The following is a 21,896-nucleotide window of genomic DNA, read 5'->3' as shown; positions in this document are numbered from 1 at the left end:
ATCGCCCACAAACTCATAAATTCCCCATAAACTTCAACGACTGCGCTGATAAATTAGGTCAATACTATGAATCCTGAAGAGTTGATAAAGCGGCGATCGCAAAACCAACTCCCCAGGATTCAGGAAACTAACTCATTAAAAGTAGGTTGAATTTACTCAGCCGTTGCGAGTTCAGTGCTAGCCCGATTTCGGCGGCGAGTTAAAGAGTTAAACAGCATAATGCCGATCGCCTTAATTAAGCTACCTTCCAACTCTTTAAACATCGTCATGTTCAGACCGAAAGCATGATTCGCTTCATCCACAATTTGATCTGCCGTCGCATCATCTACGGGCAAATCATTCATCGCCTGACGATACTGGGTCTTAAAAGCTTTTTCATCCGAAATCGTTGGAAATTCATAGAAGTGAGTGCCTTCCCCATCCACTAGATTCATCCCCCGTTGGGCAACTCCTTTCAGAATTTGCCCACCCGACAAATCACCCAAGTAGCGGGTGTAGGAATGAGCAACCAGTAACTCAGGTTGGGTATTAGAAATCTCCCGAATCCGAGCTACATAAGCTTGAGCCGCCGCAGAAGGGGCTACTTGTTCGCGCCAGTTCATTCCGTAGTAAAAGTTGAGGTCTTCTTCTAAGGGTGCTTTGCGGTTTAGCTCTGGAAAGTAAATCTGAGAAAGGACAGGGTGACGCTGATGGCGCTCAAGCTCTTCTTCCATGGCAGAGTAAACGAAGTAGAGATTAGCAGCGAGTTTACGGTAAGACGTTTTTTCGACGGTTCCTTTTAAAAAGCAGGCAACAAATCCGGTATTTTCTGCCATAGAATGCGACTTTTTAGTGCCTTCACGCAGCTTAGTTGCTAAATTACTACTCATGTTAAATCGTCAAGCCTATCGTTAGTTTTCAGGTGTAGATTTTTATAAAATACTAAAAAGCCACCTAACTTGTACGGTAGAACGATTTGATCCGTCTTTTTATTAAAAATTCTGAAGTCAAAATAGCTAATTCAAAAATGTTGCTCAGTGTAAAAGCTAATTTTAGAGTGACAGCCGCTAGCAAAAAACAGCGATCGCCTCTTTGCTTATCTTTGCTTAGCTTTACTTGACATCATTATGGCTTGCAATAAGATTTCATAATACAGAGCGCCAACTCCCTATCAAATGGGCGCTAGCGCTCTGTAAAGTATTCATAAGAATATATGTTTAAGGTCTTTATTTAGCTGACCTCATTTAATCTCTTATAAAGATGCCAGCAAAACCTGACATTGAAAGATTTTCTAATGTTTTCTTTATATTTTTCACAACCAATCCCTATTGCTTCTTCTCAAGGAGTGATTCAGTAGTTAATGAAGCACCTAACGCCTGAGAAATCCACACTTCAAAGGCGTGAAAAGACGATTTTCGAGGGTCAAAGTCGGGATGAATCATTGGCTCTACCAGAATGGTAAACATGCCTAGGCGGTTCCCGGCTAAAACATCGGTAAACAGGCGATCGCCCACCATGCCCACTTGCTCTGAGGGCAAACCCATCGACTCAACGGCTCTCCGCACTTTACGGCGAGAAGGTTTAGCGGCGCTCGAAATATAGGGCAAGCCCAAGGATTCACCAATTCGTCGAATCCTTGCTTCACTCACGTTATTACTAACTAGCCATAGTGTTGCCACCTGCTTCACCTCTTTCACCCAAGGTAAAAGTTCCTCAGACACTTGAGCCGCTCGAAATGGCACAAGGGTTTCATCCACATCTAGCACCAAACCCTTAAGTTTATGGGTATTCAGCAGTTCAGGCGTAATCTTAAGAATGGTGCCCGGAAGCACGAGATCGGGTTGTAAAAGGTTGCTGCGAAACATAGAGTTTATTTTAAAAAATTAGGGTCACTCAATAATTGACTCTTAGGTTGCCAAATTCATTCTAAGAGGTACTCCTAATATGCCCAGTATTACAGAACTTGCTCTAAAGCCTATGGGCTGGAAGATTTTGTAGCATCTCGCTGATCGTGAATGGCAGTTTGGGCAGCTTGATGATCGGCTAAGGTTCGACTGAAGACATGGGTGCCATCGTAACGTGCCACAAAGTAGAGATAATCGGTGGTTTCTGGGTTGAGGGTTGCCTCTAGGCTGGCTTTGCCGGGGCTAGCGATCGCAGCAGGGGGCAAGCCGGGATTGATGTAAGTGTTATACGGATGTGGGGTTTCCACCTCTCGATAGAGCAAGGGACGATCAGGGGTTTGTTTGATCCCAAAGGCATATTCCACCGTTGGATCAGAAGCAAGCGGCATTCCTTTCTGTAATCGATTGGTGAATACGCCTGCAATTCGATTGCGCTCTTCTGGCACCACGGCTTCTTTTTCGACAATGCTTGCCAAGTTGACCCATTGCGCCAAAGTGAGAGTTTTTTCGGGTTGCTGTTGATAAATAGGCAACGCTACTTGTTCAAAGCGATCGAGCATTTGTTTAATCACGGCATCCGGTTGAACGGGCGACGCAATTTGGTAAGTATCTGGAAAAAGGTAGCCTTCCAAGCGGGGAAACTCCGATGTGGGGCTAGTGGCTGGCAACCAAGGATACTGCGCTAAGGAAATCTGATCTGCTGCTGCCAAAAAATCTTTCGCGGGAAAAAAGCCTTGTTGCTCAAAGTATTGAGCCATCTCCCGAATAGACCACCCTTCTGGGATTGTGAAGCTACGTTGCGTTACCTTTCCTGCCCAAATGGTGCTGGCAATTTCTGGCAAAGATTGAGCTTTGGAAAGTTGATAAGTGCCTGCTTGAAACCCTCCCTGGGCATCTTGAAAAGTGGTCCACCGAGTCCATAGGCTCCAAGCTAGGTCTGACCGAATGAGTCCTAGAGCGGCTAAATCTTGTCCAATTTCTTGGGCAGATGTGCCAGGGGGAACGCGCAGATTTATTGGCTTAGCATCCGCTTGGGTCGAACTAGAGGCAATGGGGGCGGTTGTTGTTATCCACCAGTTCCAGGTTTGCCAAGTGGCTGTTCCTAACAAAACTAGGGCGATCGCGCAGAAAAATAAGCCTTTGGGAAATCGTTTAGCCATAAAAGGGGGGGCATCGGGGCTGCATTACAGCAGTTTGAGATAGAAAAAGCGATCGCGTCTGAGCTAAAAGTCGCCGCGATCGCAATTTTCCTAATTCGCGTCGAAATCATCAAAAAGTTGATCTTCGATATCAGCTAGTAGAGGTTGGAGCTTTTCCAGTTCTTCTGGCAAAAGCAGGCGAGGTTGATTGTTGGCATCCATCCGCGCCAAGATGAAAAATGGATCAAGCGGCGCATAAACCGCAAATTCTTTTTCATCTCGATAAAACCGAGCTAAGAGTTGCAATTCTTCAACATCTGCTTCATCGGCTTCGGAAGTAATTTCAATAAATTCGTCTTCGTCTTCTAGGTCAGGCAAGTCTCCTTCTACCGTTAATACAACCGCTGTTCTCTTTAGGGTTAAATTCTGCTCCTCTAAAACGGCTTTTGCGATTGGAAACAGAACATCAATCTCTTCATCACTCTCAACCGGAATCGCCTCTTCGTCATCATCCGTTTCACCCTGCCAAGCAAAAATTTCGACAGGTGCATCCACCGGAACTAGCAAGGCATAGTCCTGTTCTTCGACTTCAATAAATCGTTCAACTGTGCAGGCAATTTTTCGCCCAGCATCATCGGTCAAAATTACTGTCTCTGCATCCATTTCAGTCTCATTTTCATCCATTGAAAAACTCCTCCTCATGCATAGCGCCCAAAAAGCATTCTGCCAAAGTCTGTTTCACCTTGATCGATTTTGGTTGGATTTTTCAAAAGAATTCTCAATTCTCATGACAATCAGGGGCAGAATGCTTGGACGATCGCCGTTCATCTAGCCATTGTTGCAGAATAATTGCCGCTGCTTTGCGATCAATCAATCCTTTTTGTCTAGTGGCTGGAATTCCTTCCGCTTTCAGCATCTCTTTTGCCTCAAAAGAAGTCAGCCGTTCATCCACATATTCCACTGGCAAGTTTAGCTCAGATGCGATCGCGGTTGTAAATCTTTGCACCTGACGAGCCTGAGATCCTAAGCTGCCGTCCATGGAATAGGGCAACCCCACCACTAAAACATTCACCTGGCGATCGGCGACTAAATACTGCAACTGCTCTAGAGTAGCCTTAAAAGAACGATGCTCAATGGTTTCAATGCCAAAAGCAATTAACCCAGTGCCATCACAGCCCGCAACACCGATTCGTTTTCTGCCAACATCCAATCCTAAAGCTGAGATTGGCATCCACTAGCACCGCTTAACAACATAAATCTAACAACATGGATCTTGGGGAGGAGTATCTGAAAAATCGGGCTTAGGCGATAAATTTAGGACGGCGTTTCTAGGTTGAACCGATTTAGCAGCCCCTTTAGAACGAGCCTTTGGAGTCGCTTCAGACGATTGAAGAGATTGGCTCATCGATGGCAGGGTAATGCGGCTAGGAATTGGCATTTTACGGGAAGGTTGAAGCCCCTGTAACACTTCTGGAAACTGGAGATTTTCAAAGCCACTCAGCCTAGACTCTCGAACTTTGTGCCACACCGATCGCGACATCATTAGCGTATGAGCAATGCGATCAGCTCCCAGTTGTTTCAAATACTCTTCTCGTTCCGGTTGATAATCATAGGAAGCAAGCTGAAGCGATTGGTCGGGTAACTCTTGGGTAATCCGCGCTATTTGAGACATTAGCTCTGGATAAAGCCAAGTGTAAGACGGGTTGACGGTCAATTGTGCTTGATGAGGACGAGAACCATCTCGACAAAGCTGAATCTGAAAGTAGCCGATCGCGGCTTTCCGCTGTGGTTCAAAAATATAGCCGCTTACCACCTCTAACTGATTTATCCAGTTTTTGACCCCATTCAGCACCGAGTCGATCAAGCTAGTTTTGAAGTCAGACAGGTGGCGGTCAAACACTTGCCGCACCAACGGCGGCATAAACATCGTGTCCAGTTGATAAAGTAGCTGAGCATCTGCATTGCTCACAGGCAACAAATTGGGGAGGTCTGGCTCTCGTTCTGCAAGACTTTGGAGTAACGCTGAATCAATTTCCCAATAGGTAATGTGGGCGAGGGGTTGAAAGCCGTTTTGTCGATAGAGCGCCAGCAGCGGATTATCATTGATGTTCACTTCCAGCAGCCATGTCCGCGCTTCCCAAACCGTTTCAAAGCAGTGGCGCAATAAGTGAGAGCCGATGTCGCTGAGAGGTAACAGGGGCGCATCACCTGCGATCGCGCTATCGCCCACTGCCTTATCGTCTACTGCTTTATCTTCAACGGGGCGATCGTCCAAGCTCATCGCTTCATCTACGACCGCAACCCGATCGACTCGCCAAGTCGTGCGAGTCCGATTAAACGGAGAAATTTTTACAATTCCTCTCAGCTTATTGTCTTGCCCAAACACATAGGCACCAAACAAATGGGTGCGGTTGATCAAGAAACTAAGAAACCGCCAAGGAGCGTACCAGCGCAACGGCTTCAGCGGCTGATCGGGATTGATAGAAAACTGTAGTTCTTCTCCTTCGACTTCATCACACAGCCGATCAGCAGTTTCTATATCACCATACTGAACAGGGCGAATTAAGACTTCGGTAGGTTGAGGAAGTGATTGAGTCATTGATTAAAATGCTGAATCAGCCAAAAAGGAATTGAGGAACACACTAGCATTCTAACCAGTTTAACGGATTAGCCATTGTGACAGATGTTTATTAGCTGTTCATTACAGCTAGATCGTGGTGGATGCAGCCTCGATTAGAGAGGACGAATCAACACAACAGGCGTTTGTTCGTCAGCGTTTCCTGCCGGATTTTTCTTCAGCGCTTGCTGCAACATCGGAATTGCTACACCTGAAGTTGCAGCCAGCACTTTCACTGCGCCCAAATCGTTCACATCCACGATCGCCGCCGCCAACCCTGTTTCCTGTTGAATCAAATCCACAACCTGCTGCGGATTCTCTGGTCCCAACACAATGAACTGGTCATAGGGGGGCAGAGTGCCCGTTACATCATCAATGAGGCGCGCTTGTTCCCCCGCTAGTTGGTAAAATACTCCCGGCTTGCCAAAGACTTTGGCGATCGCGCCCACCAAAAATGCCGCCAGCACCCGTACCGCCCCCGATTGATCAATCAGGGCTTGCAATCCACAGGCGGTCGCCAAGCTGGAAGTGGGTAAAAACAAGTAGCACAGTCGTTTGGCAGCCCATCCCGGCTTAATCTCTTGGGGATCACGAAAGCGCCCTTGCATAATGGCGATCGGGCTTTCCCCGATCGTCACCACATCGCCGGATTTAGCATGAGGACTCACATAGCGCCCGACTACTTCCACCGGACTATCTAGTTCTGTTAATAAATGAGTCCGAATGGGCAACACGTCAGCCGTTGGGGTCGATCGCCAATTTGTAGACTCAGCCGGATCGGGAAACTGGAATGGCACAACCACATGGCGCGTTTTGGGAATTCGCCCTTGAGGACCATAGGTCAAGTAATGCACCTGCACCCACGCCGTTTTCAGTTGACTCAAATCAGTCCCGTGAATATCAATTTGCACCTCTATCGTTGTTCGTTTACCCACCTTAACAATGTAAGCAAAACAGTAATCATCAGGACGAGCCGTTTCGTCAGGGTGACGGAAAACCACATGGGTTTGAGTGGTGACATCCCGCAAACTACCTCCCGATAGGAGTTTCACCTCTGCCCATATTTGCGGCACCATAATTTCGAGCTTGGCAGTGCGATTAATTAGTTCCATCTCGCCCACAAGCTGATAATGGTTCGGTGCTTGCTCCTGAATGTGCCACTGTCCAACGGTCGCCACCAATTTATTGCCAGGGCGATCGCGATACTGAATTTCTAATGCCAGCAGATACAGCCCAATGAGTAGGATACTCGTGACTAGAATGAGTCCAAGAACTTGGAGAAGCACAAAAACCTCGGCGTGAAAGGGCTATCGGATATTTCCGGTTTCCTCTCCATTGGGAGAGGTTTAGGGCAGGCGTTTAACAGCCTGCAAAATTTCGTCATCGACTGAAAAGTTTACCGTAGCTTGGGCGCGTCCGGATAGAAGATAGTCCTGTTGAAAAGAATCTTGCAGCCCAGAAACGAGATCAAATTCAGGAATCCACTGCAACTCGCGAGTGGCTTTTTGAATCGATGCAAAGAAATGTTGAGTTCGCAGCGGAAACGCTTTTTGTTTGCCGAAATCAAACTTTTTAGGATCGTAATGAATAATCTGAAGATCAGCGGGTGATTTTCCGGCAGCGATCGCACATGACCGCGCCAGCCCATCAAAAGTAGTGAAGCGATCGCCCGATACATTATAAATTTGCCCAATAGCTTGGGGATTATCCAACACGTTTGCCATGGCTTGAGCCAGATCTTTTACATGCCCAAGCTGAGTCATATGCATTCCATGACCGGGGATCAAAATCGGGCGATCGCGAACAATGCGATCAAAAAACCAGGCTTCCAGATCATTGTAGTTCTGAGGACCATAGATATAAGTAGGGCGAATAGACGTGAAGGGTAAGCCCTGATCTGCCAAATAGGCTTCGGTGTCCTGTTTGCCCTTATGCCGACTGCGGGGATCAACCGCATCGCCTTCCACATGGGGCATTTGGTCAGATTTAAGATAGACCCCGGCTGAACTCAGATAGACAAAATGCTTAACCCGATCTCTGAAGATTTCTGCTAGCGGCTGAGTATCGGTTAGCTCTCGCCCATTGTTATCAAAAATGGCATCAAATTCTTGATCCTGAAGCAATCGTTTGAGTTGAGCAGCATCGGTGCGATCGCCATGAATCTGCTGTATACCCTTCACAGGGGCAGGTTGATTGCCTCGGTTGAATAAAACGACCTCATGCTGCTCACACAACAACCGCGCCAGATAAACCCCGACAAAGCGGGTTCCACCCATGATCAAAATCCGCATTGCTTCACCCTATCCACTGCAACGATCCTTTATCTTATAGCCGGAAGGTTGCAAGCAGAAAAACAGTCGGTTAAAACGATGGCTTTGTCACACAAATGCTCAATAGAATACTTCCAGTTCAGAATCTGCTTTAGGAAAGGATCTCAAGTATTCAGGCAAACCCGCTAGCCTACAGTCTCAGTCAGCATGGCTGAACGAGATTGGGAAGGTTTAATCTGATACTTGACCAAATTCGCCAGTTCTTGAAGTTGGCTAATGGCTTCTGCGCCTTCTAATTTCATTAATTCGCGATCGTCGCGCATCTCTGTCCAAGTAATTCCATAATCAGACACCAAAAAGCGAATCAGATGGCTGTCTGCCAAACTCACCATAAATGAAGCACTATTCATCTGTCCGCCGCAGGTATAGCAAGAAGCTAGATACCCCTTTCGCTCCAGCACGATCGCCAAAGCTTGAAGATTCATGACCAAATCTTGGACGAATTGACGATGTTGTTCTGCAAGTCTTATAAACACGGCTGCCCTCCAATCACCACATCCAGTTTCTGAATACTTTAGACTTTTTTAAGAATTGAACACTTACTGTAGACGATAATGCACACTATCGGATCTTTAACTAATTAATACTTTGCCGTCGGTTCAAATTACGACTCTAGATAAACCGATTAGAGATCAGGATAACTGAGCTTACTGCTAAACAAAGTATCTACAAAGACAGTCAGCCCTAATCATCGCCTTCTAAGCGATTGACCCCTTTGGCGTGCAACTTCAAACGTGTTCTGTTTTATAGACTGATTCTAACCATATTTGCAAACCTATGACGAGTCGATAAGCAGAATTACTTACTCAGTTTAAAGTATTCCTCAAGCGATCGCGATTTGTATAAATGCTGTAAAAGCTTCTACAGGCTGCTCTAGGTCTGCAAGATTTGGGAAAGAAACACTTCTAACTTGCACTGATCTGAATTTTGTATGAATAATCACAGAAATACTTATGGATACATCCTGTAACGATCGCGTTAGCTCACCTCCTATCGATAGAATAAGAGCTAGACGCATTTGGCTAGATAGTTTATCGATGTAATTCACGGCAATCTTCAAGGCATCAAAACCAGTCTGCTGAAACAGTTGCAGCAGCTTTATCAGCAGCGATTACCGAGCGATCGCATTACTACTGCTGAATTTGCTCAGCGGCTTGCTGCGGTCAGTACCGAGTTAGGTCAGCCTGTTTGTGCCTATATCAATCGTCGTGGGCAGGTGATTCGGGTTGGGGTTGGCAGTCCACGCCAGACTCGTATTCCACCCTTAGAACTCCCTCGCTATGGTGCAGAGCGGCTGTGTGGGATTCGCTGTATCGCCACTCAATTAAAAGAAGAGCCTCCTAGTGAAACAACTTTAACCATCATGGCAATGCAGCGTTTAGATGCGCTGGTGGTGTTAAATTTGACTGGCAGCGGTTTTGAGCGGCGTGGAGGCGGTGCCACAGGCTACATTTCGGCAGCCTATCTTGCCCATTTGGTGCCTCATCCAGAAGCCAATTGGACGGTAACTCCCGCCTTGAGCGTAGAGGTTATTGCAGACCAAGACTTTTCTGAGTTGGTGGAAGGACTGGAAGAAGAATTTCGCCGTGAATTTGTTTCCCAACAGGTTGATTCAGACCACGATCGCGTGTTGATTGTGGGGCTGCATACTGAAAAAACTCACGCTCAGCAATTTCAAGATGGCTTAAAAGAACTGGAGCGACTGATTGAAACAGCCGGGGGAGAAGTGTTACGTACCCTCACCCAAAAACGCCCTCGTCCCCATCCTCGCACGGTGGTAGGAGAAGGAAAAGTCCAGGAAATTGCGCGATCGGTGCAAAGCGTGGGCGCAAATCTGGTTGTTTTCGATCGCGATTTGTCACCCGCCCAAGTGCGAAATTTAGAAACTGAAATTGGGCTGCGAGTAGTTGATCGCACGGAAGTAATTTTAGATATTTTTGCCCAACGTGCCCAATCGGGAGCCGGGAAACTGCAAGTTGAACTGGCGCAATTAGAATATCGCCTGCCCCGCTTAACCGGACGTGGACAGGCAATGTCACGCTTAGGCGGCGGCATCGGCACACGCGGACCCGGTGAAACCAAGCTAGAGACAGAACGGCGATCGATTCAACAGCGGATCACTCGTCTACAGCGAGAAGTCACCCAACTGCAAGCCCACCGCTCCCGAATGCGGCAACGCCGGCAACATGAAGAGGTGCCCTCGATCGCCGTCGTGGGCTACACCAATGCCGGGAAATCCACCCTGCTAAACGTGCTGACCAATGCAGAGGTTTATACGGCTGACCAACTCTTTGCCACCCTTGATCCCACCACGCGCCGGATGGTTGTGCCGGATGCGATCACTCAAGAGCCATTGTCGGTTTTACTCACCGATACCGTAGGCTTTATTCACGAGTTGCCGCCTTCCCTAGTCGATGCCTTTCGCGCCACGCTCGAAGAAGTCACAGAAGCCACAGCACTGATCCATCTGGTGGATTTATCCCATCCTGCATGGCAGAGCCAAATTCGCTCAGTCATGACAATTCTGTCAGACATGGCGATCGCTCCTGGTCCCAGTTTGCTAGTCTTCAACAAAATCGACCAAATCGATGGCGATACCCTGATGCTGGCAAAAGAAGAACATCCCCAAGCACTCTTTATTTCGGCTGGCGAACGGCTCGGCTTAGAAACCCTCCGTCACCGCTTAGGGCAACTCGTTCACTATGCCGCATCTTGTTAGAGCAGGTGTCAGGGGGCAGGAATCGGGGGTCAGATCCGAAACCCGGAACCTGGAACCTGAAACCTGCCCTTCCGCCTCACATCTTTCGGCAAATCGGTAGAATGGGAGAAACTCACTATATGCAGGCGCTATGATTCCTACCGTTATTGAACAGTCTGGTCGCGGTGAACGCGCCTTTGATATTTACTCTCGCCTTCTAAGAGAGCGGATTGTGTTTTTGGGGCAACAGGTTGACTCCGACTTGGCAAACCTGATTGTTGCCCAACTGCTGTTTTTGGAAGCGGAGGATTCAGAAAAAGATATTTACTTATACATCAATTCTCCAGGTGGGTCGGTCACCGCTGGCATGGGCATTTATGACACGATTAAGCAAATTCGTCCGGCTGTTTCCACGGTATGTATGGGGCTAGCCGCCAGTATGGGCGCATTTTTGCTCAGTGCTGGGGAAAAAGGCAAACGCATGAGCTTACCCAACTCTCGGATTATGATTCACCAACCGTTGGGTGGCGCTCAGGGGCAAGCGACCGATATTGAGATTCAAGCGAAGGAAATTCTGTATCACAAACAGCGCTTGAATGAATTGCTGGCAGACCATACGGGGCAATCTTTAGAGCGAATTCAGGATGATACCGAGCGCGACTTTTTTATGTCTGCGGAGGAAGCAAAAGACTATGGCTTGATTGATCAAGTGATTGATCGCCGTCCTTCTGCGGTTCATCCGATCGCTAATAACTAAGCGATCGCTGTTAGGTGACTCAAATTCCATTGACTGAGGGCAAGGCTCTCAAATAATTCAAAAAATCCATCAACTCGTCCACGTCTAAGCGTTGGCGGGTTGATTTTTTATAGGTGCGCTTCAAATAATCGCGACCTTCTTGCTTTGTCCACCCAATCCGATCCATTTCGACATCGGTGTGGGCAATTAGGGTCGAGAGATCATCAGGTTCAATCACCTCAGCCGGACTAGGGGCGACTGAATTTTCTGGCGCGATCGCTGTTGTGGGTTTACTTGAATTCAGCGAAACTAGGGGATCATTTTCTTTGATTGGATTAGTAGGGGCGATCGCGGCAACTGTTTCAATCTGGATTAAGGGATCTTCAGAAAATATATCTTCGGGTTCTTCTTCATACCCAGTCCCATCGTCTTCCACGATAGGTAAGTACTCTTCCACAAAATCATCCGTAGTGTCTTCTTCTGTCGGCATTGCCTCTTCTGAAAATAGCGACGTTGAAAATGGCATCGATAAATCTGAATCCGCTGGTGTAGGCATAGGCACCGTAGGCAGTACTACAGATGGCATTGGCAGAGGCACCACAGATGCCATCTGAGATGGCATCTGTGGTAATGGGAGTGGAGCCGGGAGTCCAATTGCCTCTGAGTCAAGGCTAGGGTGCGCGTTAATCGGCAAGCCGTTCTCTATGGGCTGACTAATCGAGGTAGACGAAATTTCTGGTAATGGAATTTCTGGTAATGGAATTTTTGGTAATAGATCGCTATTGGTCGGTGCTGGCACAGGATCAGAGGCAATTGGCGAAAGATCAGACAGTTGAGCGATCGCTAAAATGCCCAATAAATTTAGAACCCTGAATCTTGCTTGATCTTCTGCCGTTTCTAAAGTGGCTGATTCTGCCATGCTAGTCGCGATCGCCACACCACCAATCTGCACAATCGCCTTTACAACAAACCGCTCTTGATGAATTTGCACTAGCTCAGTCAATAAGGCACCCATAGGATAGTGCTTTTGCAACTGAGTAAACCATCCATGAGAGCCACCAATCTGAGACATAACGAAAACCCAAACAATAACTGAAATTCTAAAACCGCTGCTAGATAGAGTAGCGTACTAGCTCACTTTCAATGCATCAATCATCCCGCGACTCTAACAAGCTTTTTGTCATAAAAACCTGACATTTAACCCTGACATTAGCAACGCAATCAGGTTTTGGTTTTCTTAATAAATTTTCTTGTAATGGTTTGAGCTGCGAGGTAAAACCCAAATGTGATCTACGATATGGCTATTGATACAGCAGGTCTATATAGTGACAGAGTAGCTATTAAAAAATCTTCGGTTAGTTACAAAAAAGGCTTAAAAGAGCTACAGTAAAGACCTTTGAAGTGCATGGGGTAAACAAACTATTGGATACTTCAAGCTCAACCCGCGTGCAGTTTGAGCGGCAACTTAAGCGCATTCAGCGGGATGTTTTACGGATGGGGGCGCTAGTTGAAAACTCATTTTGGCTAGCACGGCAAGCGCTGTTTGAGCGGTGCTTAGAGGCTCCTAATCAAATTTCGCTTCAAGATGAGCAAATTGACCAGTTCTATCGTCAGATTGAGCAAGACTGTGTGACGCTAATTGCATTGCAATCCCCCGTTGCCCAAGACCTGCGCTTGCTGAGTGCCATGATGCAGTTGGTTCGCGATTTGGAACGGATTGGCGACTATGCAGAAGATTTGGGCGAGATTTCAATTTTACTGTTCCCCTATCCCGTCCCCAAGGATATGGAGCAGGTGAAGCACATGTGCGATCGCTGTCGAGCAATGTTAGCGCTCAGCTTAGCCGCCCTATCTGACCTAGATGCAGAATCAGGATTAGCCGTAAAAGTGCGCGACGATGCAGTAGATCTAGACTACGAAACTCTTTATCACTCCTTAGCGCAGCAGAAAAATGTTCAAGGCGTTGTCGAACCGATTGTTCTGTTAGTGCTAACCATTCGGCATTTAGAACGAATGGCAGACCATGCCACAAATATAGGGAAGCGCGTGGCTTATATCGTCACCGGACACCGATAGGCGAGATCGCAGTCGTCGAGGGGTAAGTATTTTTATCTTTTGCGTTTTTACTTCTTTACATAACGCAGTAATTTTCAGGAGCCAATTTTTCTCCATACTCGGCGTATTCTGGCTTTTTCAGGCGTTTGAGTAACGGAAATTCTATTTTTCCTTCACAAGTTATCCGGAAATGGTTTTGGTTTTCAGATAAATGGAACGAGGGTTAGCCAGTCGGAGATAGGGCAACACACACCGCGCCATGGTGTGATTGCTTATTTTCCTACTTAGCGACCCCTCGAACCTGGTTTTGATCACACGTTTAACTTGCGGAGAATCACCATGAAGTCAACTTCGTATCTGAAATTGATGGGTATTGGGGCGATCGCGTTTAGCACGACGCTAACCCTCAGCCAACCCAGCTTTGCCAAACGCCCTAGGGTTACCGTCACCACTTCTCCTAGCTCATCGGGGACAACCGTTGTTCCCATTGCTCCCACCACCACTACTACTACTACGACTTTTCCGGGTGCTTCTAATGCACAGTGCGGTGCGGTTCCAACGCCCGGTGGCTTCCCTTGTGAAGGTTCTTCACAGCCAGCGATCCAGATTTCTAATAGAGACTACTTTTTCTGTGGACAAAGTTCCCAGGGAGCGCCCACAACTTTCGTGAATACTCCCACTGGGAATATTCCTCTGATCCGGTGGGTTTCCCATACCTTTAACCACTCTGGGTATAATCCTACGGTTCGCTGCCAAGAAGTTTCTCAACGGTTTAATCGCTTTTACAACCAGGGGATTTTGAACTTTGTCACCACTGGCGTTGTCAACAATCAGCCCGTTGTCTGTGTTGCCAGCCAAATGGGGGGACCGTGCCAAGGGGTTCTGTTCACACTGAAACCAGGTCAAAATGTGCCTCGTACTATTCAACAACTGTTTGATGTGCGAGTGGGGGCTTCGGGACCTCTGTTTGAGAGTGGATCTCGTGAATATATTGACATGAGACCCTACACTCAAGCGTTGCGCTAATGAAAAGGAAGCACGGGGCAACAGTTCCAGCCCCGTTAGACTGTTTTGAGTTGCCCGTGCCCTTCCGCACTAGGGGTGTGATACCAGTGCGGAAACCTGCTTCAAACCATGAGGGTGTAACACTCTGAATGATTTGCAAAATTCTCAATTGGCTTTTTGCTGTGGATATCTGATTCAGCAAATGGTGATGCTTCAACCCTGATTCACTCCTCTTTAGAGATCGCTCGGTAGGTTAGGAGACCCCCCGTGATCAAAACTGTTCTCGTGCTGGCGCTTGTTTTAGGACAGGAATTTTCTGTCTTATCTTTTGCCACTTCGCCCTTTGTCGCTTTGGCAATGTTCCGTCCTAACTTAAACATTGGACAATTTTTGCCTTGGTCTGTTGCTCCCAGCCCATTCGTGCCTAATCAGGATGCTAAGGCGCTGGAGGCGATCAGTCGCGCCATTACGGTGAAGGTAAAGGCAGGACGGAATGGGGGATCGGGAATCTTGATCCGACAGCAGGGACAGTTATATACAGTGCTGACAAATCGGCATGTGGTCACGCCGGGGACACCCTATGTGATTCAAACACCGGATCAGCGATCTCATCCGGCAAGTTTGCAAAAAAAAGTAAATTTTCAGGGAAATGATTTGGCGCTTCTGCAATTTCGCAGCGGCAATCACTATGCGATCGCGACCCTGGGGCGTTCAGATGCCCTTTCTCCCAACGACCTAGTTTTTTCAGCCGGATATCCGCTGGATGAGTCTTCTAGCCAAAATAGATTTTTTCAATCCATGGGCAAGGTTTCTCTGATTCCCAAGCAGCCCTTGGTGGGCGGCTACCAACTGGGCTATACCAACCTCGTTTTTCAAGGCATGAGCGGCGGTCCTGTGCTGAATGTAAAAGGCGAAGTGGTCGGCATTAATAGCTTGCACGCTTATCCGTTGTGGGGCGATCCCTATGTGTTTGTAGATGGCTCCAAGCCTGCCAACCCAGAGCGATCGCTGATTGTGCGTTCTAGCTGGGCGGTGCCGATTGATAGGTTTCTCTGTCTTGCTCCGGCGATCGTAAAAACCAATGTTTTGGCGTGTCGGCTTGATGGGAAAAGGTGACAGGTTTCAGGTTTCGGGTTTCAGGTGACAAAATATACTACTTCGTACTCTCTATGAACCGCTTTACTTCACTTTCAACGGTCTTTTTGACGGGCGCGATCGCCCTAGTTCAACTTCAGCCTGCTCAAGCACTTTCTGCCAATCAGGTACAGCAGATTGCAGAGGGCATTACGGTGCTGCTTGATGGGGTGAATCCGGGTTCGGGCGTGATCATCGATCGCGTGGGGGAGACGTATTATGTGCTGACGGCGCGGCATGTGGTGGCGACACCAGATGAATATACGATTGTGACTCCGGCGGGCGATCGCCATCCTGTTGATTACTCGCGGATTATTCGGTTGGCAGGGGCAGATCTGGCGATCGTACCGTTTGTCAGTCGGCGGACTTATCGCACAGCAACCCTAGCCACCTATGGGTCCGAGGATAGGTTTAATACGGTGTTTATCGCGGGGTTCACGGCGGCGAGATTGCGGCAGTTTACGGCAGGTTTTTTGAGCGATCGCACCTTTTCCCTTGCTCAAACCCAAGGCATTCGCCCAGATGGCTATGACTTGTTTTATAGCAACATTACGCAAATGGGCATGAGTGGCAGCGCTGTATTGGATACGGATGGGCGCGTGATTGGCATTCATGGGCTGGCGGAAGGGGAAACGGTAAATGATGGACAGCGCGGCATAGCACGAGTCAAGCGGGGCTTTAGTTCCGGCATTCCGATCGCCACTTTTTTGCGCCTATTGCCTCAATCGGGACTGAATTTAGGCTTGCGAATTGATCCATCGCCCCCCAGTCGCGTCACTGCAAACCAAGGGCAAACCATTCGTCCGTTTACAACACCGACCCCGTTTGAGAATAGTGGTAGCGCGATCGAGTGGACGAATCGCGGCAATCAGCTTTATCGCACGGGTCAGTTAGCAGCCGCACTGACAGCATTGGATCGGGCGGTGCAGCTTCAGCCTGATTTTTACGCTGCTTGGTATGAACGGGGCAATGTGCTGTTTGCGATGAATCGGGCAACAGCGGCACTGGAGTCCTATGATCGCACCATTCAGCTAAAGCCTGATTTGTATGGCGTATGGCGCGATCGCGCGGTGTTGTTAGGGGCGACGCAGCAGTATCTCGCAGCCCTTGGCTCGTTTGATAAGGCAACGGAACTCAAGCCCGATGATTATGTGCTGTGGTATATGCGCGGCAATTTGCTCAACAAAGATTTGCGAGATTACCCCCAGGCGATCGCGTCCTATGATCGCGCCTTGTTGATCAATCCCAGCTTTGCCGATGCCTGGATGGGTAAGGGTCGTGCCCTCGCTGAACTGGGTCAACACACGGAAGCTCTTACCGCCTTTGCCCAATCGTTGCAACTCAACCCCAACTTAACGGTTGCCCTGATCTTGCAAAGCAAAAGCTTGAATGCCTTGGGCAGACGGACAGAGGCGATCTCGTCTCTGCAACGCGCACTGCAACTGCAACCCACCAACCCCGAAGCCCAACGCCTGCTCGCGGGTTTGCGGTAAACAAGACGAATGGTAAGCGAATCGCACATAATGATGGACACAGTGATTTGTGCTTTTGCCACCGTCTAAACCTTCTTCAGCTTGCTTATGTCCGGTACTTTTGAAAAAAATAGCGTTGGTTGGCAAGTTCAACTTCTCCAGAAGCAGGTGGGTGAGTGGTTTGAACGGCTGTTGACTTCTGCTCAGCCTCCATCTGGAAAGTTGCCGGATTGGTCGGTGCCCGATTGGGTGTTTCGGCTGTTATTTTGGACGATCGCGATCGCGTTTACGGTGTGGGTGGGTTGGCGACTCTATCGGTTGCTCAGTCCTTATTTATTGACCAATCTATTTCCAGGTCGAGAGCGCTCAAAAAATGCTACTGGAAAAGATTCTACGGAATTAGTACCTGAAGCCCGATGGGTAGTGCGATCGCGTACCTATGCCCAACAGGAGAATTATCGTGCCGCCTGTCAAGCGTTGTATATGGCGGTGTTACAGCAGCTAGACGATCGCAAAATCTTACCCAGCGATCGCAGCCGCACGGATGGAGAATATCTACGTTTTTTGCAAACTCAGCCGAATCCACGCCCTTACCAGGTGCTGTTTCGCACCCATGAGCAGTTGTGCTTCGGTGAGGTAGACATTTCCGAAGCGCAGTTTATCAACTGTGAGCAAGCCTATCGGGAGACAGAAACGCCATGATGCGCCTCTCTCGCCGCCAAATTGCCATCTTGTCGATCGCCCTTGGAGCAATCATTGTATTGACGGTGCTGATTGCGCCTATGGGCACCGATCGCCAGAGTGCTTCTACTTATGGTCGATCCCCCGATGGCTACGGTGCTTGGTATGCCTATATGCAAGAGCAAGGTAGACCTGTGAAACGGTGGCAACAGCCCACAGACGATTTATTTCAACCTAACCGTGAAGTCGATAAAGCTGACCGCACACCGAACCGTAAAATTGCGCTCCCTAAAACGCCAATCACCTTACTGCGGATTGACAAAGATATAGAACTATCCGCCGCCAGTGAAACGTGGGTTGAACAGGGCAATGTGTTGGTGTTAGTGGGAGAGATCGCCAATGCCTCCGTGACCCAGGCACCCTTTACTTCCGACGTGGCTAGCCCATCGGGAATGGTGCGAATTGCCACCAGTCGCCGCTACCGCCCATCATCCGGCAGCACCCCCATTCTGAAAGATTCCTTTGGCACCGTCGTTTGGCAGAAAACCCTGGGCAAAGGTCGCCTCATTTCAGTCATCACCACTCACCTTGCCGCCAACGCCTATCAAGATTTTCCGGCGAACTACGAGCTTCTCGCCAAGCTGGTGACCGAACCGGGCTATCCCATTTGGGTCGATGAATATCTGCATGGCTACAAAGATACCGACGCTCAAAAGGATAATGCGACGGGTGAAGAAAATCTGTTGAGTTATTTAATGAAAACGCCGCTCTCCTTGCTGACCATTCAAGCGATCGCGTTTCTGCTCATGCTAATTTGGGGACAAAATCGCCGATTAGGGTTGCCAGAACGGGTGGAAGCTCCAACCCTAGACAACAGCGAGGCATATATTCAGGCACTTGCGAGCGTTTTACACAAAGCAGGCGGCAGCGAATTTGTCCTAGAAACCCTAGGTAAAGCGGAACAATTAGACATTCAAAAAGCCCTGGGTTTAGGAACCATTCCCTTATCCATTGAGGATCTGGTCGCTGCTTGGACACACCAAACTGGGCAACCCGCCGATCCATTGCAAGCTCTGCTCCGCACGGCTGCCCGTCATCGTCGCGTCAGTGAACCAGAACTGAGTCAGTGGCTAGAAAGCATGAACACCGTGCGATCGCGGCTTCCAAGATGAAGGAGCGGGAGCTAGGGCTGAGGGATTAAAGTTTGGTTTAACTGCTGGAGGAAGGTTTGAATCGCCTGATCATATTGAGTGCCTGCGACTTGGAGTAAATCATTGTGGTCGGCTCCTGGAATAGGGACTAGCTGCTTGGGCGATCGCACCTGGCTGAACAAGATTTCACTGTGGCGCAAGGGAATCAGACCATCTTGGGTGCCGTGCAGAAACAACACTGGACAGCGCACTTTGTCGATTTTGCGAAGATTGTCGAAGCGATCGAAGGGGACGATCGCAATTCGGGTGACGACGCGAAAGGTGCTAGTAAATGGGCTTTCCAGGATTAATCCCGCGATCGGTTTGCGGCTGGCAATTTCTACACTGGTGCCACTGCCCAGCGATCGCCCGTAGAGAATGATTTGATTCGGGGCAATGCCGAGCGTGTCGGTCAGGTAGCGATACGCCGCTTCAATATCTTCATAGGCATTCTGTTCCGAGGGTTTGCCTTGACTGGTGCCATAGCCGCGATAGTCGTAGGCAAATACGGAAACGCCTAGGTTTTTCAGATGTTCCAATCGTTGGCGAATCCGTCCCAAATCTTCGGCATTCCCATGGCTGTAAAGCACGGTGTAAGTGGCGATCGGATTGGACAAATACAGCGCCGAAATTTGTTCGCCGCTGGGAGTTGTGAGCTTCAAAATTTCTGGACTATCTTGATAGCTTCTAGGGCGCGGCAGGAAAATCAGTCGCTCGGCATAGAAAAAGGCAAGGATATTCAGCGCCAGATAGACCAGCAAGAAGAGTTGCAGCATACGCCTAATGGGTTTTCTTATCCGTAACGATCTGATTCTGCTCCAGCCCATTCAAACTCTTCCTTTAAGATTATGAATCGGCAAAAGTGCGCTCCTTATCCTGTCATCTTTTCATTCTGTGCTTTTTCGATGCCTAATGCATCCAAGGCGGCTTTGATCAGGGCAAAGTAGGGGGGCTGGCAGACATCAACTTCCAGGGGTTCGGTCGCGGGATGGGTCAGGTGCCCGATGCGTTGCCCTTGCTGCACAATTAGCACCTTGCCTTCGGGATTGCGAATACGGAGTTCTTTGCCTTGATCGATCGCCACCAAACGGCAGGCATAGCAGCGATCGCCCTGGACAAACTCTGCTCGTTCGCCAGCGGCAGTGGCAGCACGCCCTCCCACCAATTCGAGTTCTAGGGACACTTCGCCATTCCATTCATTGGTACGAAGGCGATAGGCGATATCCATCCGAGGTGGCAGCGGATAAAAATTGCCCCAACGCCATGCGATCGCGGTGATTTTTTTGGCGGATTGTCCCAAGCCTTCATCCTGGCTGAGGGTAACTTTGAGATGTCCTTTGCCAATCTTTTTTTGCTCGTGAATTCGCACATTCGCCGACCAAAACACCGGATCCGGATTCTCGATGCCGCAGGGATGGAGCGCCTCTAGCTGGGAGTGCAGACTAAAATCAACCTGTGCTAGGGTCGCTTCCACGTCTACAATCACCAGTGGCTTGAGATATTCTGGTGCAAGGGTTTGGTGGGCAAAGGTTCGCAGGCGCGATCGCAAGGCTTCCAGATTTTCCGCCTTAAAGGAAAAGCCGCCTGCTGCTCGATGTCCGCCGTGTTTATCCAGCAGGTCTTTACAAAATTCCAGCGCTTCAAACACGTTAAATTCTGGAATGCTGCGGGCTGAACCGCGAATGTGCTGCCGCGTCTCGTCTTCATAGGTGCCGATGAACACAGGCACGCCGTACCGTTCCACCAAACGCGAAGCCACAATGCCAATCACCCCATGATGCCAATCGGGATGCACCACCAAAAATACCCAGTTTTCCTGAATATTAAAGGGTTGATTCGCGCCCTTGCCGCTTTCACACAGGGCGATCGCCTCCTGCTCAATTTCCTCACAGAGCTTCTGCCGCTGTTGGTTGATCTGCTCACACTGCATCGCCCGCTCCAGCGCCACGCCCTCATCATCGGTAATCAGCAGTTCAATCACCATCTGCGGATCGGCAATCCGCCCCACGGCATTGATCCGGGGACCCAACCGAAAGCCGATCGCCTCTGGTTTCAGGTTCTTTTCGTTGCTTAGCCCGGATACCTGAATCAGCGCTTGCACTCCCGCTAACCGTGATTTTGCCAATCCCTGCAAGCCCTGCTTCACCCAGCGACGATTCACGCCCGTCAGCGGTGCCAGATCGGCGATCGTGCCCAGAGTAAACAACTCCAGCAATGAATCGATCAGATCGCTAGAACTGCCCATGCTTTGCGCCAAAGCCTTTGCCAAAATATAGGCAACCCCAACCCCCGCCACGCCGCGATAGGGCGAAGTTTCGGCGATCATTTTAGGGTTGAGAATGGCATGGGCAGGCGGCAACAGCGGCGGCAAATCGTGATGATCGGTGATGATCACGGTAATGCCTAGTTCCCGCGCGTGGGCGATCGGGTCATAGGCGGCAATGCCGTTATCCACCGTGATCAGCAATCTCACCCCTTCTTCATAGAACTCGTCAATAATCCGCTTATTAATGCCATACCCTTCTGCCATGCGGCTCGGAATGGCGTAGTCTACCTGGGCACCGAGCGATCGCAGTGCCCGCAGCAACAGCGCCGTACTCGTCATCCCATCGGCATCATAATCCCCACAAATCGCAATCCGCTGGCGAGTATTGATCGCGTTAATCAGCAGTTCCAGGCTGAGGGGCAAATCGGGAAAATCGGCAAGGGGCGAAGACAGATATTGCGATTCGGGACTCAGAAAAGCCTGCACCTGCTCCAACGTGGTCAGGTGACGGTTAATCAGCACTTGCGCCATCAAGGGCGACAGATCAGTTTCTTGGGCAATTTGCGTCGCCAAGTCAGCATCAGCCACCGCAATTTGCCAGCGCTGGTCAGGCACCTTAGTAGCAGACGAATTGATTAACCGAATAGCAGTAGATGAGTCAGTCATAAATTGGAAAATTAGCTCTGCTTA

Annotated in this window: 20 protein-coding genes; 8 read left to right on the top strand and 12 right to left on the bottom strand. The window is 49.0% G+C overall.

Annotated features, from left to right (window positions below; genetic code table 11):
• Nucleotides 1-152 precede the first annotated feature (152 nt).
• The 9 genes from AC1S5B_RS06970 to AC1S5B_RS06930 form a co-directional block, all read right to left on the bottom strand.
• Nucleotides 153-869: a biliverdin-producing heme oxygenase gene (locus tag AC1S5B_RS06970; protein ID WP_482034957.1), complete on the bottom strand. Its 717-nt coding sequence runs from the start codon at nt 867-869 to the stop codon at nt 153-155.
• A gap of 435 nt (nt 870-1,304) precedes the next feature.
• Nucleotides 1,305-1,844 carry a YqeG family HAD IIIA-type phosphatase gene (locus AC1S5B_RS06965; RefSeq protein WP_482034956.1) on the bottom strand — a complete coding sequence of 180 codons (540 nt, stop codon included), beginning with the start codon at nt 1,842-1,844 and terminating at the stop codon, nt 1,305-1,307.
• Nucleotides 1,845-1,954: 110 nt separating this feature from the next.
• On the bottom strand, nt 1,955-3,043 hold the full coding sequence (mltG, locus tag AC1S5B_RS06960; RefSeq protein ID WP_482034955.1) for an endolytic transglycosylase MltG: 1,089 nt from the start codon (nt 3,041-3,043) through the stop codon (nt 1,955-1,957).
• Between the two features lie 90 nt (nt 3,044-3,133).
• Nucleotides 3,134-3,706 carry a DUF3727 domain-containing protein gene (locus AC1S5B_RS06955; protein WP_482034954.1) on the bottom strand — a complete coding sequence of 191 codons (573 nt, stop codon included), beginning with the start codon at nt 3,704-3,706 and terminating at the stop codon, nt 3,134-3,136.
• Between the two features lie 94 nt (nt 3,707-3,800).
• Complete coding sequence (ruvX, locus tag AC1S5B_RS06950) at nt 3,801-4,253, bottom strand: Holliday junction resolvase RuvX (RefSeq protein ID WP_482034953.1); 453 nt, start codon at nt 4,251-4,253, stop codon at nt 3,801-3,803.
• A 27-nt stretch (nt 4,254-4,280) separates the two neighbouring features.
• Entirely contained in the window at nt 4,281-5,621 is a 1,341-nt protein-coding gene (locus AC1S5B_RS06945) for an N-acetyltransferase (protein ID WP_482034952.1), read from the bottom strand.
• A gap of 134 nt (nt 5,622-5,755) precedes the next feature.
• Nucleotides 5,756-6,925, bottom strand: coding sequence for a F420-0:Gamma-glutamyl ligase (locus tag AC1S5B_RS06940; RefSeq protein ID WP_482034951.1), 1,170 nt, complete (start codon nt 6,923-6,925; stop codon nt 5,756-5,758).
• A 60-nt stretch (nt 6,926-6,985) separates the two neighbouring features.
• Nucleotides 6,986-7,930, bottom strand: a complete 945-nt coding sequence (locus tag AC1S5B_RS06935) for an NAD-dependent epimerase/dehydratase family protein (RefSeq protein WP_482034950.1) — start codon at nt 7,928-7,930, stop codon at nt 6,986-6,988.
• Nucleotides 7,931-8,094: 164 nt separating this feature from the next.
• Nucleotides 8,095-8,445, bottom strand: coding sequence for a DUF1815 family protein (locus AC1S5B_RS06930; protein WP_482034949.1), 351 nt, complete (start codon nt 8,443-8,445; stop codon nt 8,095-8,097).
• Nucleotides 8,446-9,056: 611 nt separating this feature from the next.
• On the opposite strand from AC1S5B_RS06930, the gene hflX reads away from it, so the two are divergent.
• Both hflX and clpP read left to right on the top strand, forming a co-directional pair.
• Nucleotides 9,057-10,688, top strand: a complete 1,632-nt coding sequence (gene hflX, locus AC1S5B_RS06925; RefSeq protein ID WP_482034948.1) for a GTPase HflX — start codon at nt 9,057-9,059, stop codon at nt 10,686-10,688.
• 130 nt (nt 10,689-10,818) lie between these two features.
• On the top strand, nt 10,819-11,424 hold the full coding sequence (gene clpP, locus AC1S5B_RS06920; protein ID WP_482034947.1) for an ATP-dependent Clp endopeptidase proteolytic subunit ClpP: 606 nt from the start codon (nt 10,819-10,821) through the stop codon (nt 11,422-11,424).
• Between the two features lie 19 nt (nt 11,425-11,443).
• On the opposite strand, the gene AC1S5B_RS06915 is transcribed toward clpP, so the two are convergent.
• Nucleotides 11,444-12,475, bottom strand: a complete 1,032-nt coding sequence (locus AC1S5B_RS06915; RefSeq protein ID WP_482034946.1) for a hypothetical protein — start codon at nt 12,473-12,475, stop codon at nt 11,444-11,446.
• A gap of 350 nt (nt 12,476-12,825) precedes the next feature.
• Between AC1S5B_RS06915 and phoU the strand changes: the two genes are divergently transcribed.
• From phoU to AC1S5B_RS06885, 6 genes are all read left to right on the top strand, one after another.
• Nucleotides 12,826-13,479, top strand: coding sequence for a phosphate signaling complex protein PhoU (gene phoU, locus AC1S5B_RS06910; RefSeq protein WP_482034945.1), 654 nt, complete (start codon nt 12,826-12,828; stop codon nt 13,477-13,479).
• 318 nt (nt 13,480-13,797) lie between these two features.
• The gene (locus AC1S5B_RS06905) at nt 13,798-14,484 is read left to right on the top strand and encodes a COP23 domain-containing protein (protein ID WP_482034944.1); all 687 of its coding nucleotides are present in this window, start codon (nt 13,798-13,800) and stop codon (nt 14,482-14,484) included.
• A 246-nt stretch (nt 14,485-14,730) separates the two neighbouring features.
• Nucleotides 14,731-15,579, top strand: coding sequence for a S1 family peptidase (locus AC1S5B_RS06900; protein WP_482034943.1), 849 nt, complete (start codon nt 14,731-14,733; stop codon nt 15,577-15,579).
• 53 nt (nt 15,580-15,632) lie between these two features.
• The gene (locus AC1S5B_RS06895; RefSeq protein WP_482034942.1) at nt 15,633-17,090 is read left to right on the top strand and encodes a tetratricopeptide repeat-containing S1 family peptidase; all 1,458 of its coding nucleotides are present in this window, start codon (nt 15,633-15,635) and stop codon (nt 17,088-17,090) included.
• Nucleotides 17,091-17,177: 87 nt separating this feature from the next.
• Entirely contained in the window at nt 17,178-17,771 is a 594-nt protein-coding gene (locus tag AC1S5B_RS06890; protein ID WP_482034941.1) for a DUF4129 domain-containing protein, read from the top strand.
• The gene (locus tag AC1S5B_RS06885) at nt 17,768-18,922 is read left to right on the top strand and encodes a DUF4350 domain-containing protein (RefSeq protein ID WP_482034940.1); all 1,155 of its coding nucleotides are present in this window, start codon (nt 17,768-17,770) and stop codon (nt 18,920-18,922) included. The genes AC1S5B_RS06890 and AC1S5B_RS06885 overlap by 4 nt, the downstream gene beginning before the upstream one ends.
• 11 nt (nt 18,923-18,933) lie before the next feature.
• Here the strand turns inward: AC1S5B_RS06885 and AC1S5B_RS06880 are convergent, their stop codons facing one another.
• Nucleotides 18,934-19,716: an alpha/beta hydrolase gene (locus AC1S5B_RS06880; protein WP_482034939.1), complete on the bottom strand. Its 783-nt coding sequence runs from the start codon at nt 19,714-19,716 to the stop codon at nt 18,934-18,936.
• 95 nt (nt 19,717-19,811) lie between these two features.
• Nucleotides 19,812-21,872, bottom strand: coding sequence for a single-stranded-DNA-specific exonuclease RecJ (recJ, locus tag AC1S5B_RS06875; RefSeq protein ID WP_482034938.1), 2,061 nt, complete (start codon nt 21,870-21,872; stop codon nt 19,812-19,814).
• Between the last annotated feature and the right edge of the window lie 24 nt (nt 21,873-21,896).

It is taken from the genome of Leptolyngbya sp. CALU 1928 (assembly GCF_056784215.1).
This window is presented reverse-complemented; position numbering and strand designations above follow the sequence as displayed.